17 protein-coding genes are annotated in these 17,748 nt (G+C 74.2%); 8 read left to right on the forward strand and 9 right to left on the reverse strand.

Translation table 11 applies throughout. The features are described 5' to 3' along the window. The first annotated feature begins 50 nt into the window (after nucleotides 1-50). Nucleotides 51-722 carry a pirin family protein gene (locus ACFY7C_RS11700; protein ID WP_389647525.1) on the forward strand — a complete coding sequence of 224 codons (672 nt, stop codon included), beginning with the start codon at nucleotides 51-53 and terminating at the stop codon, nucleotides 720-722. A gap of 39 nt (nucleotides 723-761) precedes the next feature. On the opposite strand, the gene ACFY7C_RS11705 is transcribed toward ACFY7C_RS11700, so the two are convergent. Continuing rightward, nucleotides 762-1,277, reverse strand: coding sequence for a DinB family protein (locus tag ACFY7C_RS11705; protein ID WP_389647528.1), 516 nt, complete (start codon nucleotides 1,275-1,277; stop codon nucleotides 762-764). 40 nt (nucleotides 1,278-1,317) lie between these two features. After that, the gene (locus ACFY7C_RS11710; protein WP_389647531.1) at nucleotides 1,318-2,487 is read right to left on the reverse strand and encodes an Ig-like domain-containing protein; all 1,170 of its coding nucleotides are present in this window, start codon (nucleotides 2,485-2,487) and stop codon (nucleotides 1,318-1,320) included. Between the two features lie 222 nt (nucleotides 2,488-2,709). On the opposite strand from ACFY7C_RS11710, the gene ACFY7C_RS11715 reads away from it, so the two are divergent. The 5 genes from ACFY7C_RS11715 to ACFY7C_RS11735 all read left to right on the forward strand — a co-directional run bounded on the left by ACFY7C_RS11715 (nucleotide 2,710) and on the right by ACFY7C_RS11735 (nucleotide 8,482). Continuing rightward, on the forward strand, nucleotides 2,710-3,906 hold the full coding sequence (locus tag ACFY7C_RS11715) for a lipid II:glycine glycyltransferase FemX (protein WP_389647534.1): 1,197 nt from the start codon (nucleotides 2,710-2,712) through the stop codon (nucleotides 3,904-3,906). Beyond that, nucleotides 3,903-5,600, forward strand: a complete 1,698-nt coding sequence (gene murJ, locus ACFY7C_RS11720) for a murein biosynthesis integral membrane protein MurJ (protein ID WP_389647537.1) — start codon at nucleotides 3,903-3,905, stop codon at nucleotides 5,598-5,600. Before ACFY7C_RS11715 ends, murJ begins: the two co-directional genes overlap by 4 nt. Nucleotides 5,601-5,712: 112 nt before the next feature. Further along, on the forward strand, nucleotides 5,713-6,396 hold the full coding sequence (locus ACFY7C_RS11725; protein ID WP_389647540.1) for a response regulator: 684 nt from the start codon (nucleotides 5,713-5,715) through the stop codon (nucleotides 6,394-6,396). After that, on the forward strand, nucleotides 6,393-7,880 hold the full coding sequence (locus ACFY7C_RS11730) for an ATP-binding protein (protein ID WP_389647543.1): 1,488 nt from the start codon (nucleotides 6,393-6,395) through the stop codon (nucleotides 7,878-7,880). The genes ACFY7C_RS11725 and ACFY7C_RS11730 overlap by 4 nt, the downstream gene beginning before the upstream one ends. Beyond that, nucleotides 7,877-8,482, forward strand: a complete 606-nt coding sequence (locus ACFY7C_RS11735; protein ID WP_389647546.1) for a hypothetical protein — start codon at nucleotides 7,877-7,879, stop codon at nucleotides 8,480-8,482. The genes ACFY7C_RS11730 and ACFY7C_RS11735 overlap by 4 nt, the downstream gene beginning before the upstream one ends. 34 nt (nucleotides 8,483-8,516) lie before the next feature. Here the strand turns inward: ACFY7C_RS11735 and ACFY7C_RS11740 are convergent, their stop codons facing one another. Next, nucleotides 8,517-9,344 carry a serine hydrolase domain-containing protein gene (locus tag ACFY7C_RS11740; RefSeq protein ID WP_389647550.1) on the reverse strand — a complete coding sequence of 276 codons (828 nt, stop codon included), beginning with the start codon at nucleotides 9,342-9,344 and terminating at the stop codon, nucleotides 8,517-8,519. A gap of 52 nt (nucleotides 9,345-9,396) precedes the next feature. Between ACFY7C_RS11740 and ACFY7C_RS11745 the strand changes: the two genes are divergently transcribed. Next, complete coding sequence (locus ACFY7C_RS11745) at nucleotides 9,397-9,819, forward strand: MerR family transcriptional regulator (protein WP_389647553.1); 423 nt, start codon at nucleotides 9,397-9,399, stop codon at nucleotides 9,817-9,819. Then, on the forward strand, nucleotides 9,816-10,847 hold the full coding sequence (locus tag ACFY7C_RS11750; RefSeq protein ID WP_389647556.1) for an aldo/keto reductase: 1,032 nt from the start codon (nucleotides 9,816-9,818) through the stop codon (nucleotides 10,845-10,847). The genes ACFY7C_RS11745 and ACFY7C_RS11750 overlap by 4 nt, the downstream gene beginning before the upstream one ends. A gap of 59 nt (nucleotides 10,848-10,906) precedes the next feature. Here ACFY7C_RS11750 and ACFY7C_RS11755 read toward each other — a convergent pair whose 3' ends face one another. The 6 genes from ACFY7C_RS11755 to ACFY7C_RS11780 all read right to left on the reverse strand — a co-directional run bounded on the left by ACFY7C_RS11755 (nucleotide 10,907) and on the right by ACFY7C_RS11780 (nucleotide 17,607). After that, nucleotides 10,907-12,124, reverse strand: a complete 1,218-nt coding sequence (locus ACFY7C_RS11755) for an acyltransferase (protein ID WP_389647559.1) — start codon at nucleotides 12,122-12,124, stop codon at nucleotides 10,907-10,909. Beyond that, nucleotides 12,121-13,101, reverse strand: a complete 981-nt coding sequence (locus ACFY7C_RS11760; RefSeq protein WP_389647562.1) for an alpha/beta hydrolase — start codon at nucleotides 13,099-13,101, stop codon at nucleotides 12,121-12,123. The genes ACFY7C_RS11755 and ACFY7C_RS11760 overlap by 4 nt, the downstream gene beginning before the upstream one ends. Before the next feature lie 157 nt (nucleotides 13,102-13,258). After that, on the reverse strand, nucleotides 13,259-13,942 hold the full coding sequence (locus ACFY7C_RS11765) for a response regulator (RefSeq protein WP_389647565.1): 684 nt from the start codon (nucleotides 13,940-13,942) through the stop codon (nucleotides 13,259-13,261). After that, nucleotides 13,939-15,204, reverse strand: a complete 1,266-nt coding sequence (locus ACFY7C_RS11770; protein ID WP_389647568.1) for a sensor histidine kinase — start codon at nucleotides 15,202-15,204, stop codon at nucleotides 13,939-13,941. The genes ACFY7C_RS11765 and ACFY7C_RS11770 overlap by 4 nt, the downstream gene beginning before the upstream one ends. 167 nt (nucleotides 15,205-15,371) lie before the next feature. After that, the gene (locus ACFY7C_RS11775) at nucleotides 15,372-16,250 is read right to left on the reverse strand and encodes a DUF4429 domain-containing protein (protein ID WP_389647571.1); all 879 of its coding nucleotides are present in this window, start codon (nucleotides 16,248-16,250) and stop codon (nucleotides 15,372-15,374) included. 76 nt (nucleotides 16,251-16,326) lie between these two features. Then, nucleotides 16,327-17,607: an alpha/beta hydrolase gene (locus ACFY7C_RS11780; RefSeq protein WP_389647574.1), complete on the reverse strand. Its 1,281-nt coding sequence runs from the start codon at nucleotides 17,605-17,607 to the stop codon at nucleotides 16,327-16,329. Nucleotides 17,608-17,748: the final 141 nt, after the last annotated feature.

The raw sequence follows: 17,748 nt of genomic DNA on the forward strand, positions 1-17,748 counted from the left end.
TGTGCGGGGTCGGGGCGGTTTCGCCCCGGTCGTGACCTACCGTGAAACCCGTGATACGCATCCAGCGCGGCGGGGAGCGATACCCCGGAGGCGACCCGGACGCCGGGATCGACACCCGGCACGCCTTCTCCTTCGGCCGGTTCTACGACCCCGACAACCTCCGCTTCGGCGCGCTGCTCGCCTGCAACGAGGAGCGCCTCGCGCCGGGCGCCGGCTTCGACGAGCACCCGCACAGCCACACCGAGATCGTCACCTGGGTCGTCGAGGGCGAGCTCACCCACCGCGACTCGACGGGCCGTGCCACCCTCGTCCGCCCCGGCGACCTCCAGCACCTGAGCGCCGCGGCCGGCGTCCGCCACGTCGAGCGCAACGACGGCCCCGACCCGCTCGTCTTCGTCCAGATGTGGCTCGCCCCGCTGGACCCGGGCGGCGATCCGTCGTACGACGTGGTGCGCGGCATCGCCGACGCCACCCCGTACGCGCTGCCGGCCTCCGGCGCACTGCTCCACGTCCGCCGCCTGCACCTCGGCGACCGGTCCGCCCTCCCCGACGCGGACCTCCTCTACGTCCACGTGACCCGGGGCACGGTCCGCCTCGCGGGCGAGGAACTGTCGACGGGCGACGCGGCCCGGGTGACGGGGGAGCGGGACCTGGCGGTGCTGGCGACGGGGGACGCGGAGGTCCTGGTGTGGGAGATGCGGGTCAGCCACCCTGCTGCCTGAGGGGTCAGGACCTCGGCAAGAGAGCGAGGGAAAGGGGCCTCAGACCCCCGTCCGGCCGTCCAGCAGCTCCCGCAGGATGTCCAGGTGCCCGTTGTGGCGGGCGGTCTCCTCGATGAGGTGGAGGAGGATCCAGCGCAGGTCCACCTGGAGGCCGTCGCGGACGGGCCGCTTGGCCTTGGTGTCCAGGTCGTGGTCGGCGACCAGGCGGCGGAAGCGCTCGCTCTGCTCCTCGTAGTCGGCGAGGAGCCGGGCCAGCGGGATGTCCACGGCCGTCCGCATCTCGGGGTCGGGATCCTCGTCGGTGGCCTCCGCGAGCGGGCCCTGGAGTTCGCCGTCGAGGAAGACCACGTCCAGCCACCAGTGCTCCACCCACCGCAGATGGCTGATCAGGCCGCAGATCGTCATCAGCGGCGAGCCCGGGAGAGGGGCCTTGCGGGCGTCCTCCGCGGACACGCCCTCGCACTTGGCGAGCGCCGTGCCGCGGGCGTAGTCGAGGAAGGTGGTCAGCTGCGTGCGCTCGTCCCAGGCGGGAGGCGTGTCGTTTCGTCGAGTCATCGCCGCAAGTCTGCCCCCGCCACGACGGGCTGTCGAAGGGTTATCGCAGCGCGCTCTTCGCCTGCCAGTCCGTCCACGACACGTTCCACGCCCCGTAGCCGTTGCCCTCCGCCACCGTGCCCTTGGTGTCGGCGCCCTTGATCTCGAAGGGGTCGCCCGGGCGGACCAGGGCGTAGAAGGACGAGGCGTCGGCGGTGCTCATGCCGATGCAGCCGGAGCTCTTGTTCGCGCGGCCGAAGTACGCGGCGTTCCAGGGGGCGGCGTGGGCGTACATGCCCGACCAGGTCAGGCGCATCGAGTAGTCGACCATCTTGTCGTAGGCGTCGCCGAGCCCGACCGTCTCGGAGTTCATGCGGATCGTGCCCTCCTTCGCCATCAGGACGGCCGTGCCCCGCCAGGAGCGCTTGTCGGCGCCGGGGGTGCCACCGGAGACCGGGATCGTGCGGACGGTGCGGCCGTCGTGCAGGACGGACAGCTTCTTGCGGTCCAGGTCGACCTTCACCACCTGGGCCTGGGCGGAGACCGTGAAGCCGGTGCGGTAGTCGCGGACGAACCAGCCGCCGCTGCCGCCCGAGTCCGTACCGTTCAGCGTCGCGTCGAGGGTGACCTTGGTGCCGGGCTTCCAGTATTCCTTCGGCCGCCAGTCCACCCGGTCCCGGCCCGAGTAGTCCGTCAGCCAGCCCCACGAGCCCTCGGTGGGCTGGGAGGTGGTGACCTTCAACCGGCGTTCCACCTCCGCCTTGTTCCTCACCGGCCGGTCGAACACGATCGACAGCGGCTGCGCGATCCCCACCGTCGTGTTCTTGCCGGGCGCGAGCGTCAGCTTGTTGACCCGGTCCGCCTCGGGGAGGGAGTGGGAGGTCCGGGCGGTGGACTCCTTGCCGCCGCTGCCGCGCGAGGTCACCTCCACCGTGTACGTCGCGCCGGGCGCCGCCGAGCGGTCCGACACCCACGAGGCGCCCCCCGGAGCCGTACGGCCCGCCAGCTCGCCGCCGTCCTCGTCGACGACCTTCACCCGGGCGAGGGTGCCGCCGCTCGCCGTCACCGTGAGCGGCCGGCCGGCCACCGGCGGGGCCACCGCCACCTTCGCGGGCACGTCCGGCGAGGCCGCGGCCCGTGGCGGCGCGTCGTCCGCCGTCGCCGCCGAACAGGCGGTCAGCGACGCCGCGGTGAGGAGGAACAGGGGAATGCGTATGCGCGTCCGCAGCACGGGACAGACCTCCGCGGTGGAGCCGGTCGAGCCGGAGAAGGTGGGATGGATCGGACTGTAGGCCGCCCGCGGCAGCCCGCGCCCGGACCGGCGCCCATGTGACGACCGCTGATGAGAAACGGTCATCGTCCGGTCACATTCCTCGCGCGGAGCGGTCAATACCGGCTGTGAGCCTGCTGTGCGCCCCACCACCGACCGGGGCGGAACAAGGAGGCTCCCGTTGTGTCAGCGATGCTCGTGACGCCCGCGCCCGCGCCCGCACCCACGCCCGCCCCGGCCCCCGCCCTCCGCCTCGGGCCCGTGACGCCCGAGGCGTACCGCGCGTTCCTCGCCGCCCGCTCCACCGGCCCCGACGGGCCGAGCTTCCTCCAACTCCCCGCCTGGGCGCGGGTGAAGGAGGGCTGGACCCACCAACTCCTCGGCTGGGGGCGTGGGGACGGCGAGCTGAGCGGTGTCGCGCTGGTGCTGCTGCGGGCCTTCCCCGGCACCCGCAAGTACTTCGCCTACCTCCCCGAAGGCCCCGTCGCCGACTGGGCCGACCCCGACCTCGACGGCTGGCTCCAGCCCCTCCTCGCGCACCTGCGGGGCGCCGGCGTCTTCGCCGTACGCATCGGGCCCGGGCCCGCGTACCGCCGCTGGAGCGCCGCCACGCTCAAGGCGCACACGGGCCCCGGCCGACGCCTCTCCGACGTCCTCGCCAGCGAGGTCGACCCGCTGGGCTCCGCCGTCGCCGAACGGCTGCGGGCCCGCGGCTGGCGCAAGTGCGGCGGAGACTCCGACGACGGCGCCGACGCCCAGCCCCGCCACGTCTACCAGGTGCCCCTCACCGGCCGTACGACCGACGAGCTGTGGTCCGGCCTCAACCAGGAGTGGCGGCGCAACATACGCAAGGCCCGCAAGTCCGGCGTCGAGGTCGTGGTGGGCTCCGCCGCCGACCTGCCCGAGTTCCACCGGCTGCTCGGCGTCACCGAGCGGCGCGACGGCTTCCGGCTCGGCCGCTCCCTCGCGTACTACGAGCGCCAGTACGCCGTCCTCAACGCCGAACACCCCGGCCGGATGAAGCTCTACCTCGCCCGCCACGAGGGCGAGATCCTCGCCGCCCACACCATGATCACCGTCGGCCGTCGGGTCTGGTACCAGACCGGCGCCTCCGCCGACCACCGCCGCGAGGTCCGCCCCTCCAACGCCCTGCAGTGGCGCATGATGCTCGACGCGCACGCCCTCGGAGCCGACGTCTACGACCTGCGCGGGGTACCCTCCACCCTCGACCCGGACGACCGCGCCCACGGGCTGCTGCGCTGGAAGCTCGGCACCGGCGGACAGGTCGTCGAAACCCTGGGGGAGTGGGAGACACCGTTGCCCGGCACGACCAACCACACGCTGTACCGCGCCTTCCAGGCGTATCTGGCCCGCCGATGACGACGCCGGGCGCGGCGACGACCGGGGCGACGGCCGGGGCGACGACGGGGGCCGATACGGGGGCGAAGGCGGCCACCGCCGAGGGCGCGACCGCGGAGGCCGCGCCCCGCGCCTCCGTGCTGCGCAGCGGCGCGCTCATGGCCGCCGGCTCGCTCGTCTCGCGCGCCACCGGCTTCGCGCGCTCCGCCGTCGTCGCCGCGGCGATCGGGACCGGCCTCGTCGCCGACGGCTACGCGCTCGGCAACTCCATCCCCACCATCGTCTACATGCTCCTGCTCGGCGGCGCGCTCAACGCCGTCTTCGTGCCCGAGCTCGTCAAGGCCGCCAAGGAGCACGAGGACGGCGGCGTCGCCTACACCGACCGGCTGCTCACCCTCTGCGTGCTCGCCCTCACCGCCTTGACGGCCCTCGCCGTGCTCGCCGCGCCCGCGATCGTCGACGCCTACGCCGACTACACCGGCGCCCAGCGCGAGATGACGGTCGCCTTCGCCCGCTCCTGCCTGCCGCAGATCTTCTTCCTCGGCCTGTTCACCCTGCTCGGGCAGGTGCTCAACGCCCGCGGCCGCTTCGGCGCCATGATGTGGACTCCGGTCCTCAACAACCTCGTCGTCATCGCCGTCTTCGCGCTGTTCCTCGCCTTCTCCGACGGCGGCGCCCTCACTCCCGGCGAGACCGCGCTCCTCGGCTGGGGCACCACCGCCGGCATCACCCTCCAGGCCCTCGCCCTCCTGCCCTCGCTGAAGGCGGCCGGCTTCCGCTGGCGCCCGCGCCTCGACTGGCGCGGCAGCGGGCTCACCGCGCCGCTGAAGGCGGCCGGCTGGCTGGTCCTCCTCGTCCTCACCAACCAGGCCGCCTACTGGGTCACGACGAAGATCGCCACCGCGGCCGGCCAGCGCGCCGAGGGCGCCGGCCTCAGCGCGTACAACAACGCCTACCTGCTCTGGGCCGTCCCCCACGGCATCGTCACCGTCGCCCTCGTCACCGCCCTGATGCCCCGGATGAGCGGCGCCGCGGCGGAGGACGACCTCACGGCCGTCCGGAAGGACGTCGCCTACGCCCAGCGCACCAGCGCCGCCGCGATCGTCCCCGCCGCCTGCGCCCTGTTCGCGCTCGCCGTCCCGCTGATGACCACCGTCTTCCAGTACGGCCGGACCGACGCCGACGCGGTCCGCTCCATGGCCTGGATCCTCATGGCCCTCGCGCCCGGCCTCGTCGCCCTCTCCGGCCAGTACGTGTGCACCCGCGCCTTCTACGCCCTGCGCGACACCCGCACCCCCTTCCTCCTCAACCTGGTCATCGCCGGCCTCAACGCCCTGCTCGCCGTCAGCGCGTACGCCCTCCTGCCCGCCCGCTGGGCCGTGGCCGGCATGGCCGCGGGCTACTCGCTCGCCCTGTGGACGGGCTGGGCGCTGACCGCCTACGTGCTCGGCCGCCGGCTGCGTGCGGGCGCCGCGCCCCAGGGGCCGGGGGCCGGGGCGGCCCTCCTCCGGCTCCTCGTGGCCGCCGTCCCCGCGACCGGCCTCGGCCTGCTCACCGCCGACCTGACCCTCCCCGCGGGACCGGTGCCCTCGGGCCTCGCCGGCGCGCTCGCGATCGTCACCGTCTTCGCCCTCCTCGCCGGCCCCCTGCGCCTCACCGAGGTGCGGAACCTGCTCACGGGCGCCGCGGGCCGTCTCGTACGGCGGCGGGGATGACGGCCGGTACGCCGCCCACGGACCCGGCCCGCCCGGCCCCGACGATCCCGGTCCGCCCGTCCTCGACGAACCCGGCCCGCCCCCACGCTCTCGACCTTGGGATACTCCACAGATGCCACGCGTGCTGCTGATCGAAGACGACCCCGCCGTCCGCGAAGGCGTCGAGCTCGGACTCCGGCGCCGGGGACACGAGGTGCGGACCGCCGCGACCGGAGAGGCGGGGCTCGCCGCGCTCGGCGAATTCCGGCCCGACCTGGTGCTGCTCGACCTGATGCTGCCGGGCATGAACGGCGTCCAGGTCTGCCGCCGGGTCCGCGAGACCAGCCAGCTGCCCATCATCATGCTCACCGCCCGCGGCGACGACTTCGACGTCGTCATCGGCCTGGAGGCCGGCGCCGACGACTACATCGTCAAACCCGCCCGCACCGAGGTCATCGAGGCCCGCATCCGCGCCGTGCTCCGCCGCATCGAGGAGCCCGGCGGCGGCCGCCCCGCCGTCGAGTTCCACGGCGAACTGGCCGTCGACCGGGCCGGACTCACCGTCGCCAAGAACGGCGAGCGGATCGCCCTCGCCCCCTCCGAGCTCAAGCTGCTGCTCCACCTCACCGCCGCCCCCGAACAGGTCTTCAGCCGCCAACAGCTCCTCGAACACGTCTGGGAGCACAGCTTCCACGGCGACGCCCGCCTCGTCGACGCCTGCGTCCGCCGCCTCCGCAACAAGATCGAGGACACCCCCGGCGACCCCCGGTACATCCAGACCCTGCGCGGCTTCGGCTACCGCTTCGGTCCGCTGTGAGAGCCCACGTCCCCGGCGACGACCGGCCCCCCGGACGGCTCCGCCGCCCCCGCCCCTTCGGCCTGCGCACCCGACTCGTCCTCGCCTTCCTCCTCGTCGCCGCCGTCGGCTGCGGCACCACCGCCGCCCTCACCTACCGCGCCGCCCGCAACGCGATCCTGGAACAGACCCAGGACACCGCCGTCACCGCCTTCCGCCAGCAGGTCGAGACCCTCAACGTCCAGCTGCCCGTCGACCACGACGGGCTGCAGAACGAGCTGCGGCGCATCGCCCGGCAGGGCAAGCCGCGGCCCTGGCGGGTCTACGCCGAGTACGGCGACGTCCGCGTCTCCTCCACCGACCGGCCCGGGTCGACCGTCCTCACCCCCGAACTGCGCCGCCGGGCCACCGCGCCCGGCGCCACCCACGGCAGCTTCCAGCGGGTGGTCAAGAACGGCACCCCGTACCTCACCGTCGCCGTCCCCACCGTCTTCGGCAACTTCCGCGGCCTCCCCGAGGACCACCCCACCGGTCTCGTCCTCTACGCGGTCATGGACCTCGGCGAGGAAGAGGCCAACATCGAGGCCATGGTCGTCGCCGCCCGCGACGGCGCCCTGCCCGCCCTGCTCGTCGCCCTCGTCCCGGCCCTCCTCGCCGCCCGGGGGGTGCTGCGCCCGGTCCGCGAGCTGCGGCACGCCGCCCACAGCATGGGACGGGGCCGCCTGGACACCCGTATCCACGCCAAGGGCAGCGACGAACTCGCCGACCTCGCCCGCACCTTCAACGAGTCCGCCGCCGCGCTGGAACGATCCGTCGCCGAACTGCGCCGGGCCGAGGCACGCGCCCGCCGCTTCGCCTCCGACGTCTCCCACGAACTGCGCACCCCGCTCGCCGGCATGCTCGCCGTGACCGAGGTCCTCGACGAGGACGCCGGCGCGCTCGACTCCGACACCGCCCGCGCGGTGCGGCTGATCAGCTCCGAGACCGGCAAACTGGCCGTCCTCGTCGAGGACCTGATGGAGATCTCCCGCTTCGACGCGCGCGCCGCCGAGCTCCACACGGACGAGGTGGACGCGGCGGAGACGGTCCGCAGGACCCTGCAGAGCCGGCACTGGACCGGCCACGGGCCGGCCTCCGCCCAGGTCGAAACCGACCTCACCGACGGCATCCGCGCCCGGCTCGACCCGCGCCGCTTCGACGTCGTCGTCGCGAACCTCGTCGGCAACGCGCTGCGGCACGGCGGCCCGCCGGTGACCGTCCGGCTGTACGAGGAGGGGGGCCGGCTCGTCACGGAGGTCGCCGACCGGGGCCCGGGCATCCCGGAGGACGTGCTGCCGCACGTCTTCGACCGCTTCTACAAGGGCGACCCGGCCCGCGCCCGCTCGGCGGGCAGCGGCCTCGGCCTCGCCATCACCCTGGAGAACGTCCGGCTGCACGGCGGCACCGTCGTCGCCGCCAACCGCCCCGACGGCGGCGCCGTCTTCACCGTGCGGATCCCGCTGTGATCGGGGGCGGCGGCGGGGGCGGAGCTCGGGGATGGGGCCTGGGGCTGGCCGCGCTGCTGTGCCTGCCGTCGCTCGCGGCCTGCGGCATACAGAAGAGCGACGTCGTGGAGGCCGGAGGCCCCGCGCCGGTCACCGTGCACCCGACCGGCGGCGTCCGGATGCTGCTGTTCTTCACCGACCGGGACGGACGGCTCATGCCCGTCGCCCGGGACATCGGCCTCGGCGGCGGAATCGGCCCCGGCACGGAAACCGAGGACGGCCGGATCGAGCCGACGACTCCCGTCGACGTCAACTACCGTGTCGCCTCCGACAAGCTGCTCAGCGTCCTCCTCGAAGGCCCCGACGACAAGGAGCGCGCCGCGGGGCTCACCACCCGGCTCGCCCCGCACGGCGCCTACGAGGTCCATGTGACGCCCTCCAAGAGCGCCGGCGCGCCGGTCGTCCTGGTCCGGGTCGCGACCCGGGTGAAGGACCTCGACCCCGTCGCCGTACGCCAGCTGGTGTGCACCGCCGCGTACGCCGAACACCCCACGGGCGCGGTGCCGGTCGCCATCCACGGGCTCGACGGGGAGCTGGCCGCGACCAGCTGTCGGATGGACTAGGGCACGCGTAAGGACGTGCGGTCTTGTGGCCGCGTCAGGCGCGCAGGTCCGCCAGCACCGCGTCCGTGAACGGCGGCCACGCCTCGATCGCCCACGGCCCGAAGGGCCGGTCGGTCAGCGCCACGCACGCGGCACGCGCGTCCGGGTCGATCCACAGGAAGGTGCCGGACTGGCCGAAGTGCCCGAAGGTGCGCGGCGAGGACAGGGACCCCGTCCAGTGCGGCGACTTCGCGTCGCGGATCTCGAAACCGAGACCCCAGTCGTTGGGCCTCTGGTGCCCGTAGCCGGGCAGGATGCCGGTCAGGCCCGGGTACGTGACGGTCATCGCGTCCAGGACCGTGCGCGCGTCGAGGAGCCGCGGCGCCTGGACCTCGGCGGCGAAGCGCACCAGGTCGTCGACGGTCGAGACGCCGTCCTTCGCGGGCGAGCCCTCCAGGGTGGTGTCCGCCATGCCGAGCGGCTCCAGGACGGCCTGGTGCAGATAGTCGGCGAAGGGGATGTCGGTGGCCTTGGCGACATGGTCGCCGAGCGCCTCGAAGCCGGTGTTGGAGTAGATCCGGCGGGTGCCGGGCGCGGCCATCACCCGGTTCTCGTCGAAGGCGAGCCCCGAGGTGTGGGCGAGCAGGTGGCGCACGGTCGCACCCTCGGGACCGGCCGGCTCGTCGAGGTCGATCGCCCCCTCCTCGTAGGCGACGAGGACCGCGTACGCCGCGAGCGGCTTGGTGACGGAGGCGAGCGGGAACCGCCGCCCGGTGGGGCCGTGGCTTCCGGCCAGGGTGCCGTCCGCGCGGACCACGGCGGCGGCCGCGGTGGGGACGGGCCAGTTCTCGATCGACGCCAGGCTGGGCAAGCTGCTCTGCATGCTGCCGAGCCTACTTGCTTGGAGTGCACTCCAACGTTTTAGCGTGGTGGCCATGAGCGTGATCGAGAGCACGAGCGCGGCGAGCGTGTCCCAGGAGCGGTTCACGATCAGCGAGGTCGCGGCCCTGACCGGACTGTCGGCGCACACCCTGCGCTGGTACGAGCGGATCGGGCTGATGCCGCACGTGGACCGCTCGCACACCGGCCAGCGCCGCTTCACCCGGCGCGACCTGGACTGGCTCGGCTTCGTCGGCAAGCTGCGGCTCACCGGCATGTCCGTGGCGGACATGGTCCGCTACGCGGAGCTGGTGCGGGCCGGCGACCACACCCACGACGAGCGGCGGGAGCTCCTGGAGACCACCCGGCGCGACGTCCTCGCCCGGATCACCGAGCTCCAGGACACCCTCGCCGTGCTCGACCTCAAGATCGGCTACTACGGCAACCAGACGCCCACCTGCGGAGAGACCCCCTCATGAGCACCACCACCAGCGGCAGGATCGACACCGTACGCCTCGGCGGCCCGGACGGGCCGGAGACCGGCGTCCAGGGCTTCGGCGCGATGGGCATCAGCGAGTTCTACGGCGACACCGACGAGGCCGCCGCCCGCGACACCCTCGAAGCGGCCCTGGAGGCCGGAGTCACCCTCATCGACACGGCCGACGTCTACGGGCAGGGCGCCAACGAGGAGTTCCTGGCCCCGTTCGTCGCCGCGCACCGCGACGAGATCGTCCTCGCCACCAAGTTCGGCATCGAGCGGCGCGACGACGACCCCCGATACCGGGGCGTCAACAACGACCGGGCCTACATCCGGCGCGCGGTCGAGGCCAGCCTGCGCCGGCTCGGCGTGGAGACCATCGACCTCTACTACATGCACCGCAGGGACCCGGCCGTGCCGTTCGCCGAGTCGGTGGGCGCCATGGCGGAGCTGGTCGAGGAGGGCAAGGTCCGGCAGCTGGGTCTGAGCGAGGTGACGGGACCGGAGCTGCGCGAGGCGCACGCGGTGCACCCGATCGCGGCCCTGCAGTCGGAGTGGTCGCTGTTCTCCCGGGACGTGGAGCGCAGCGCGGTCGGCGCGGCGGCCGAGCTCGGCGTGACCTTCGTGCCGTACTCGCCGCTGGGCCGGGGCTTCCTCACCGGAGCGTTCGCCGACGCCGCGAAGGAACTTGCGGACCACGACTTCCGCCGCCACCAGCCGCGCTTCACCGGCGAGAACGCGGAGCGGAACGCGGCCCTGCTCGCCCCGCTCCGTACCGTCGCGGCGGAGCACGGGGCGACCCCCGCGCAGATCGCCCTGGCCTGGGTCCAGCAGCGCGCGGCCGTGCACGGCCTGACGGTCGTCCCCATCCCCGGCACCCGCCGGCGGTCCCGCCTGGAGGAGAACGCGGCGGCCACCCGGATCACGCTGACGGACGCGCAGCTCGCCGCCCTGGAGCCGATCGCCGCCCGGGTGACGGGCGACCGCTACCCGGACATGACGTTCACGTCGGCGGCGCGGGAGGTGTAGCCGCCGGGGCGTCCACGGGGCCCCCGCTGCGGCCCCGGCCCCCTTCCGCCCGTGGTGCCTCAGGCCAGCCCCAGGGCGAAGACCGCGAAGCCCGCCGCCAGAAGGCCCGCGGCCGCCCGGCGGGTCGTGCCGGTCCGGGTCCACGGGGACTCGAAGCCCCGCGCGTACCGGCCGATGAGGAGGAGGAGTCCGGCGAAGAGCGGCATCCAGGCCACCCGGGCCAGGATCCAGCCGACGGAGTCGGGCGCGCCGATCAGGCCGGGGACCTCCCCGGCGTACGAGGCGGGGATGGCGGCGGCCAGCATGGCCGTCTGGTGCCAGCACAGGACGGTCATCGCGGACAGGTTGATCACCACCACCGGGGCCCACAGGGCGGGCCGCTTCAGAAGGCGGCCGAACCGCTCGCGCAGCAGGATCGCCGCGCCGCTCTGCGCGGCGGCGAGGGCGAGGACGAGCAGCGACGGCGGGTGCGAGTTGGTGCGGGCCTCGCCCGGGACGCCGACCATCGAGGCGGGGTAGCCGAACCACAGCAGCAGAGCGGCGAAGAGCGCGGCGCCGCCGAGAAGGAGCCCCCAGGCGTGGCGGCGGGTGACCCGGCCCTCGCCCCAGGAGACACCGAGCTGGTAGGCGAACAGCCAGCCGGGCAGGATGTTGAGGACGCTCAGCCAGGACGGGACGGCCTCGGCGTACGGCCCGTAGCGCAGCAGGTCGACGACGGCGACCGAGCCGAGCAGCGGGGCCGCCGCCCACACGCCCAGCCGGCGGGCGGCGCGGACGCAGTAGGGGGTGAGGGCGGTCACGACGGTGTAGACGCCGACGAACCACAGTGGCTGGATCACCAGCGTCGATGCCGTCCGCAGCGTGGCGGTGGGCACCCCGAAGCCGTGGTGCAGCAGGGGCAGCAGCGCCGCCCACACGGCGGTGACCCCGAGCACGGGCCGCCCGAGCCGGGCCAGCCGGCCCTTGAGCCACGCGCCGGTGGAGCCCTCGTGGCGGCGGAAGGAGAGGACGGAGGCGTAGCCGCCGACCAGGAAGAAGATCCCCAGCATCTGGAGGATCCAGCTGACCGGGGCGAGGCCGCCGAAGGCGGACAGCGGGCTGGCGTTGTGGATCGCGCCGTCGGAGGAGAGCGTGAAACCGCCGAGCAGCCAGTGGCCGGTGGGCACGGCGAGCAGGGCGAGGGCGCGCAGTCCGTCGATCGCGCGGTCGCGGTGGGCGGGCGTGTGACGTTCGATCCGCTCGACGGTCCGCTTGATCGTGTGGTGCACGGACTTCATCGGACGTCTCCGTTCGCGATCGCGGCGAAGGTGCGGAGCGAGGTGGTGCCGGGCGCGAAGTAGCCGTCGTGGCCCTGGGCGTCGGCGGCGGGCACGGGGCGGGCGCCGAACTCGGGGGCGGTGGGGTCGTTGCCGTGGCCCAGTCCGGCGAACTCCACGTTCGGGATCCGGTCGATCCAGTCGGTGGGATCCTTCGCGGCCCAGACCCGGGCGGTGGTGTTCAGGGCGGTCACGTCGTCCGCGCGCATGCCGGGGGAGGCGACGGCGACCAGGTCCTTCGCCTTGAGCCGGTGCGCGGCGAGCCCGCAGACGACCGATCCGTAGCTGTGGCAGAACAGGGACGGCTCGGCGGTGCCGACGGCGGCGAGCCCCTCCGTGAACCGGACGAGCCGCTGGGCGCCGGCCTCGGCGAGGTCCCCGGAGGCGGCGTCGAGGCCGACGCCCACGGGCGTGGTGTAGCCGGCCCAGGCGACCACGGCGGTCCGGCCGCCGGTCGCCGCGCGCAGGGCGGTGGCCTTGCGGGTGAGGGAGGCCAGGTTCCCGGCGTCGACGTCGGAGCCGGGCACGATCACCGCCACGTGCTCCGCCCGGGCCAGGTCCCCGTACGCGAGCACGGCCTGGCCGCGGCCCCGGGGGTCGTAGGCGAGGACCTGCTGTCCGGGGAACCGGTCCCCGGCGGTGCGGGCGTTGGCGGCGTAGCGCAGGGCGAGCGGGGCACCGTCGAGGTTGCCGACGACGCCCGGGTGGGCGGCCGTCAGCGCCCGCTGCCGCAGCGGGGTCAGTGCGCCGAGGTATGCCGTGACCTGACCCGGTGCCATGCGCTGGGTGTCGGGGAGTCCGTCGGCCAGCCAGGCCGCCGTTCCCACCGGAGCACCGGTGACGGGCCGCTGGCTGTTCCCGGACGCCCAGCCGGCCGTTCCCGCCACCATGGTGGCGGTCAGCGCGGCGGCGACCAGGGTCCTCGTGAACCGGCGCATGTGCGTCTCCCCTTCCGTTCCTGTCGTGAGCGAGAGGAAGGTAGGAAGAGGAGGGGTGCAGGGGCGTCACACCGGGGCGCCAACCGCTAACCCCTACCGGGGTAGGGGTCGGACGAGCAGGGGGCCCCAGGGCAGGGGTGGGGAAATCCCCCGGGGGCTACCTCCCCTGACCGGGCGTCACCAGGCCCGACTCGTACGCGAAGACGACCGCCTGCGCCCGGTCCCGCAGGTCCAGCTTGGCGAGCACGCGGCCGATGTGGGTCTTCACCGTCTGCTCGGCGAGGACCAGGTGGTCGGCGATCTCCTGGTTCGACAGGCCCTTGGCGATCAGCTCCAGGACCTCCGTCTCGCGCGGGGTGAGGCCGTTGAGGCGCAGGGCCGCGCGGTCGGCGCGCGGGGCGGGCCGGGAGGCGGCGAAGTCGGCGATGAGGCGGCGGGTCACCGACGGCGCGAGCAGCGCGTCGCCGGCCGCGACGACCCGTACGGCGGCGATCAGGTCCGCCGGCGGCGCGTCCTTCAGGAGGAAACCGGAGGCCCCGGCGCGCAGCGCCTCGTACACGTAGTCGTCCACGTCGAAGGTGGTCAGCATCAGCACCTTGGGGCGGTGGACCACACCGGGCGGAGGGTTCAGGATCTCCCGCGCCGCCGACAGTCCGTCCAGCTCCGGCATCCGCACGTCCATGAGGACCACGTCGGGGTGCGTGGAGCGGGCCACCTCCACGCCCTGCCGGCCGTCCGGTGCCTCGCCCACCACGTCGATGTCGGGCTGCGCGGCGAGGAGGGCGGCGAAGCCCGCCCGCACCATGGCCTGGTCGTCGACGATGATCACGCGGATGGTCACAGGGCGCCCTTCGGGGGTGTCAGCGGCAGTCGGGCGGCGACCCGGAAGCCCCCGTCCGGCAGCGGCCCGGTGTCGAGCGAGCCGCCCGTCAACCGTACGCGCTCGCGCATGCCGACGAGCCCGTGGCCGGTGCCCGTGCCGCCCTCCAGCGGGGAGGTGCGCTCCTCGGCGGGGCCGTTGACGACGAGGACGTTCAACCAGCCGTCCGCGTCGGTCCGTACGGACACCCGGGTGGCCGCGCCCGGTGCGTGCCGCACGACGTTGGCCAGCGCCTCCTGCACGATCCGGTACCCCGACAGGTCCACGGCCGGCGGCAGTTCGCCCAGGTCCGCCGCCATCGACAGCTCCGCCGGCACCCCGGCCCGTACCGTCGCCTCGACCAGCTGCTGCACCCGGTCGAGGCCCGGCTGCGGCGCCCGCTCGCCCTCCGTGCCCTCGCTGCGCAGCACCGCGAGCAGCCGCCGCATCTCGGCGAGCGACTCCCGCGCCCCGGCGGCGATCGAGGCGAACTCGTCGCGGGCGGCGTCGGTGAGTTCCGGGATGCGGTACGGGGCGGAGTCGGCCTGCACGGTGATCACCGACATGTGGTGGGCGACCACGTCGTGCAGCTCCCGGGCGATCCGGGTGCGCTCCTCCAGGAGGGTGCGGCGGGACCGTTCGGCCTCGCTGATGGTCTCCTGCTCGACCAGCCGCCGCTCGGCCTCGCCGCGTCCGCGCAGGGTCGCGGTGAGCAGCAGCACGATCCCGCTGAGCACGAAGAGGAGGACGACGATGCCGGTGCCCGGCCGCTGCGGCGACACGAGCTCGAAGACGGCTCCGGCGGCCCCGGTCATCAGCCACACGCCGAGGAGGGCACGCCGGGACTCGCGCAGGCCGAGCGCCAGCATCAGGAAGAGGTAGCCGACGACGATCATGGGCGTCCACGGCCAGGGCAGGTCGTCGGGGAGGTCGGCGGCGAGCAGCACGAAGCCGCCGACGACGTCCGCGGCGAAGATCACCCACCAGGCCTGGAGCGGCCGGCTCACCGCGAGCAGCAACGGCGCGGTCTGCGCGGTGCCGAGCGCACCGGCGAGAGCGCCGTTCACCTGGTACTCCTGCGCCAGCACGGTGATGGTGACCGGCAGCAGCGTCGCGACGAGCACGAAGGCGACCCCGTACGGCAGCCACCGCAGCCACGGCGACGCCGCCCGCGCCAACAGCGCCTCACCGCGCCCCGCCGGCGTCGCGAGCGCCACCCCGAGGCCGCGGACCAGCTCTGACATGTGCGGCCGACGCCGCTGTTCATCCTTCATGACGGCCCCAGACTAGGCAGCGCCCGGCCGCCGCACGTCATACCGGGGAGCGGTCCACCGGGTCATACCCGGGTACGAAGGGGCGCGGGGTCGGGGGTGGGGGTCGGGCGGCGGGGCGGGTTCCGGGGACAGCGGCCCTACAGCTCCGCCAGCAGTTCCGCCTTCTTCGCCGAGAACTCCTCGTCGGTCACCAGGCCCGCCCGGTGCAGTTCGCCGAGGTGGCGAATCCTTTCGGCAACGCCGGCGGGGTCGTGCGGGCGGGCCGCCGCGCCCGGGAGGGCGGGGACGCGGGCGGTGGAGCCGCGGATCGCGGACAGGACCGCCGCGGCGAAGGGCAGGGACTCGTGGACCGGGCCGTAACCGAGGCCGAAGACGACGGAGGCGGGGTCGTGGTCCGGCTGTACGGGCCGCTCGTCCTGCCCTTCGCGCGGCACGAGCCGCAGATAACCGTCCAGGACCTCGGGCGAGCGCCACTCGACACCGCTCAGCTCGCCCACCCGGAAGGTCTGGTCGCCCGCCTTCCACTTCTCCGAGGACGCCCCCGACCAGGACCAGCGGAAGGTCACCTCCGCCTTCCCGTCGAAGCTCGCCTTCCCGTCGTACGCCTTGAAGGACCGCGGTCCTTCCGGCGCCGCCACCAGGAAGCCGTCCGCGGGCCACTCGGCGTCGTACGGACTGAGGACGGAGCGCAGCTCGTCGCGGTAGTACTCGGCGAGCGTCTCCCGGTCGGCGGGCAGCGCCAGACGGTACGGATCGCACTCGTCCTTCAGCTGTCCCGCCGCCGCCTCCATCAGGGGATCGGCGCCCGCCCTCGGCACGGCGTGCAGCACGACGGTGCCCCGCTTGCCCGGGGCGAGCGTCACGGCTTCCAGCGCCTCGTACGGCACGCGCCGCTCGCGCAGTGCCTGGAAGAGCTTCGGAATGCGGTTGGTGCGGTTCCCCCGATCGAAGCGGATGACGACGGCGTCGCTCTCGAACTCCCAGGTGGCATGAATTCCGGCCAGCACATCACCCATACGCCTCATCGTATGCGGCGTATGCCCCGACGTCGCCCCTCCGCAACCATCGTAAATTCGCCGTGATCTACGCGCGTCAGGACACCCTCGCGCCGGAGATTCCCCGGAGACAAGCGCTGTCATCGCCGGAGGCACTGCCTCCGGCGCCCTCCGCGGGCCCGTCCGCCGCGGCGTCCCGGTCCCCCGACCCGGCCACGGCGCAGGTCACCCGGCCGTACGCGCCGACCCCTACGGCCGCGAGGTTCTCCAGGCTGCCCGTGCCCGGTTCGAAGTAACCCGTGTGCCCCTTGGCCCCGGCCGCCGAGAGCAGCCTTGCCCCGAACTCGGGCGCCACCGGGTCGGCCCCGTGCCCGACCCCGCCGAGCTCCATGTGGGGCACGTCCGCGATCCAGTCGTCGGCGTCCCGCATGGCCCAGACCCGGGCCGGGGTGCCGAGCTCGGCGGCGTGCTCGACGCGCATGCCGGGGCTGCCGGCGACGACCACGTCGGTGACCCGCGCGGGCAGCCGGGGCGCGGCCACCCCGCACAGCACGGAGCCGTAACTGTGGCAGAAGAGGGTGACCCGCGCGTCGCCGGGCAGCGCGGCGGTGAGGTCGAGCAGTCGGACGGCGCCGCTCTCGGCGAGCCGCCCGATGGCGGCCTCGATACCGACGCCGACGGGGGCGGTGTAGTCGGCCCAGGCGATGACGGCCGTACGGGTGCCGGGGGCGGCACGCCGTTCGGCGGCGTAGAGGGAGTCGGCCATGCCGACGGGCGCGGAGTAGCGGCGCGCGGTGCGCTGGAAGGTGAGGAGGTTGGTGTCGACGCCGGGCACGATCACCGAGACCCGCCGGGCCCGTTCCAGGTCGCCCAGGACCTCCGCGACCCGTCCCGTACCCGTGGGGTCGAAGGCGAGGATCTGGCGTTCCGGGCGCATGAGGGAGGCGAAGCGGTGGGCCAGGCGCCGTGCCTGGAGGCGGCCGTCGGCGCTGAGCCGGGGGTCGTCGACACGGTCACGCTCGGTGGCGAGGGCGCGCGACAGGGACAGCCGGTTGGCGCGGTAGCGCAGGTGCACGGGCGCGCCGTTGAGGTTGCCGACCACGAGGGGGTGGGCGTCGGCGAGCCGGGCGGCCTGGGCGGGCCCGATGGCGGCGAAGAACGCGGCGACCGTACGGGCCGGGGCCGCCGGATCGGGCAGTGCGCGATGCCCGATCCGGTCGTGCGCCCAGGCGGTGAGGGCCTGGTCCCGGGTCTGCCCCGGCGTGCGGTGGCTGCGGAGCGTCGTCCACCCGGTGGTCGCGAGGAGCACGAACACGACGGCGAGTGCGAGGAGCATGCGCCAGACGGAGAGGGTGGGGGAGGTGTCGAAGGAAGGCATTGGCCGACACCCTAGGGGGCGCCGGGACCCGCCCGCGCGCACGGGTGACGTGGATCACCCAGGGCGGCGGCTCGCGGTGACGGGGCGTACGCGCGGTCGTACGCGTAGCTCGTAGCTCGTAGCTCGTAGCTCGTAGCTCGG

The sequence above is a fragment of the Streptomyces sp. NPDC012769 genome, from assembly GCF_042901205.1.
Lineage (GTDB): Bacteria > Actinomycetota > Actinomycetes > Streptomycetales > Streptomycetaceae > Streptomyces.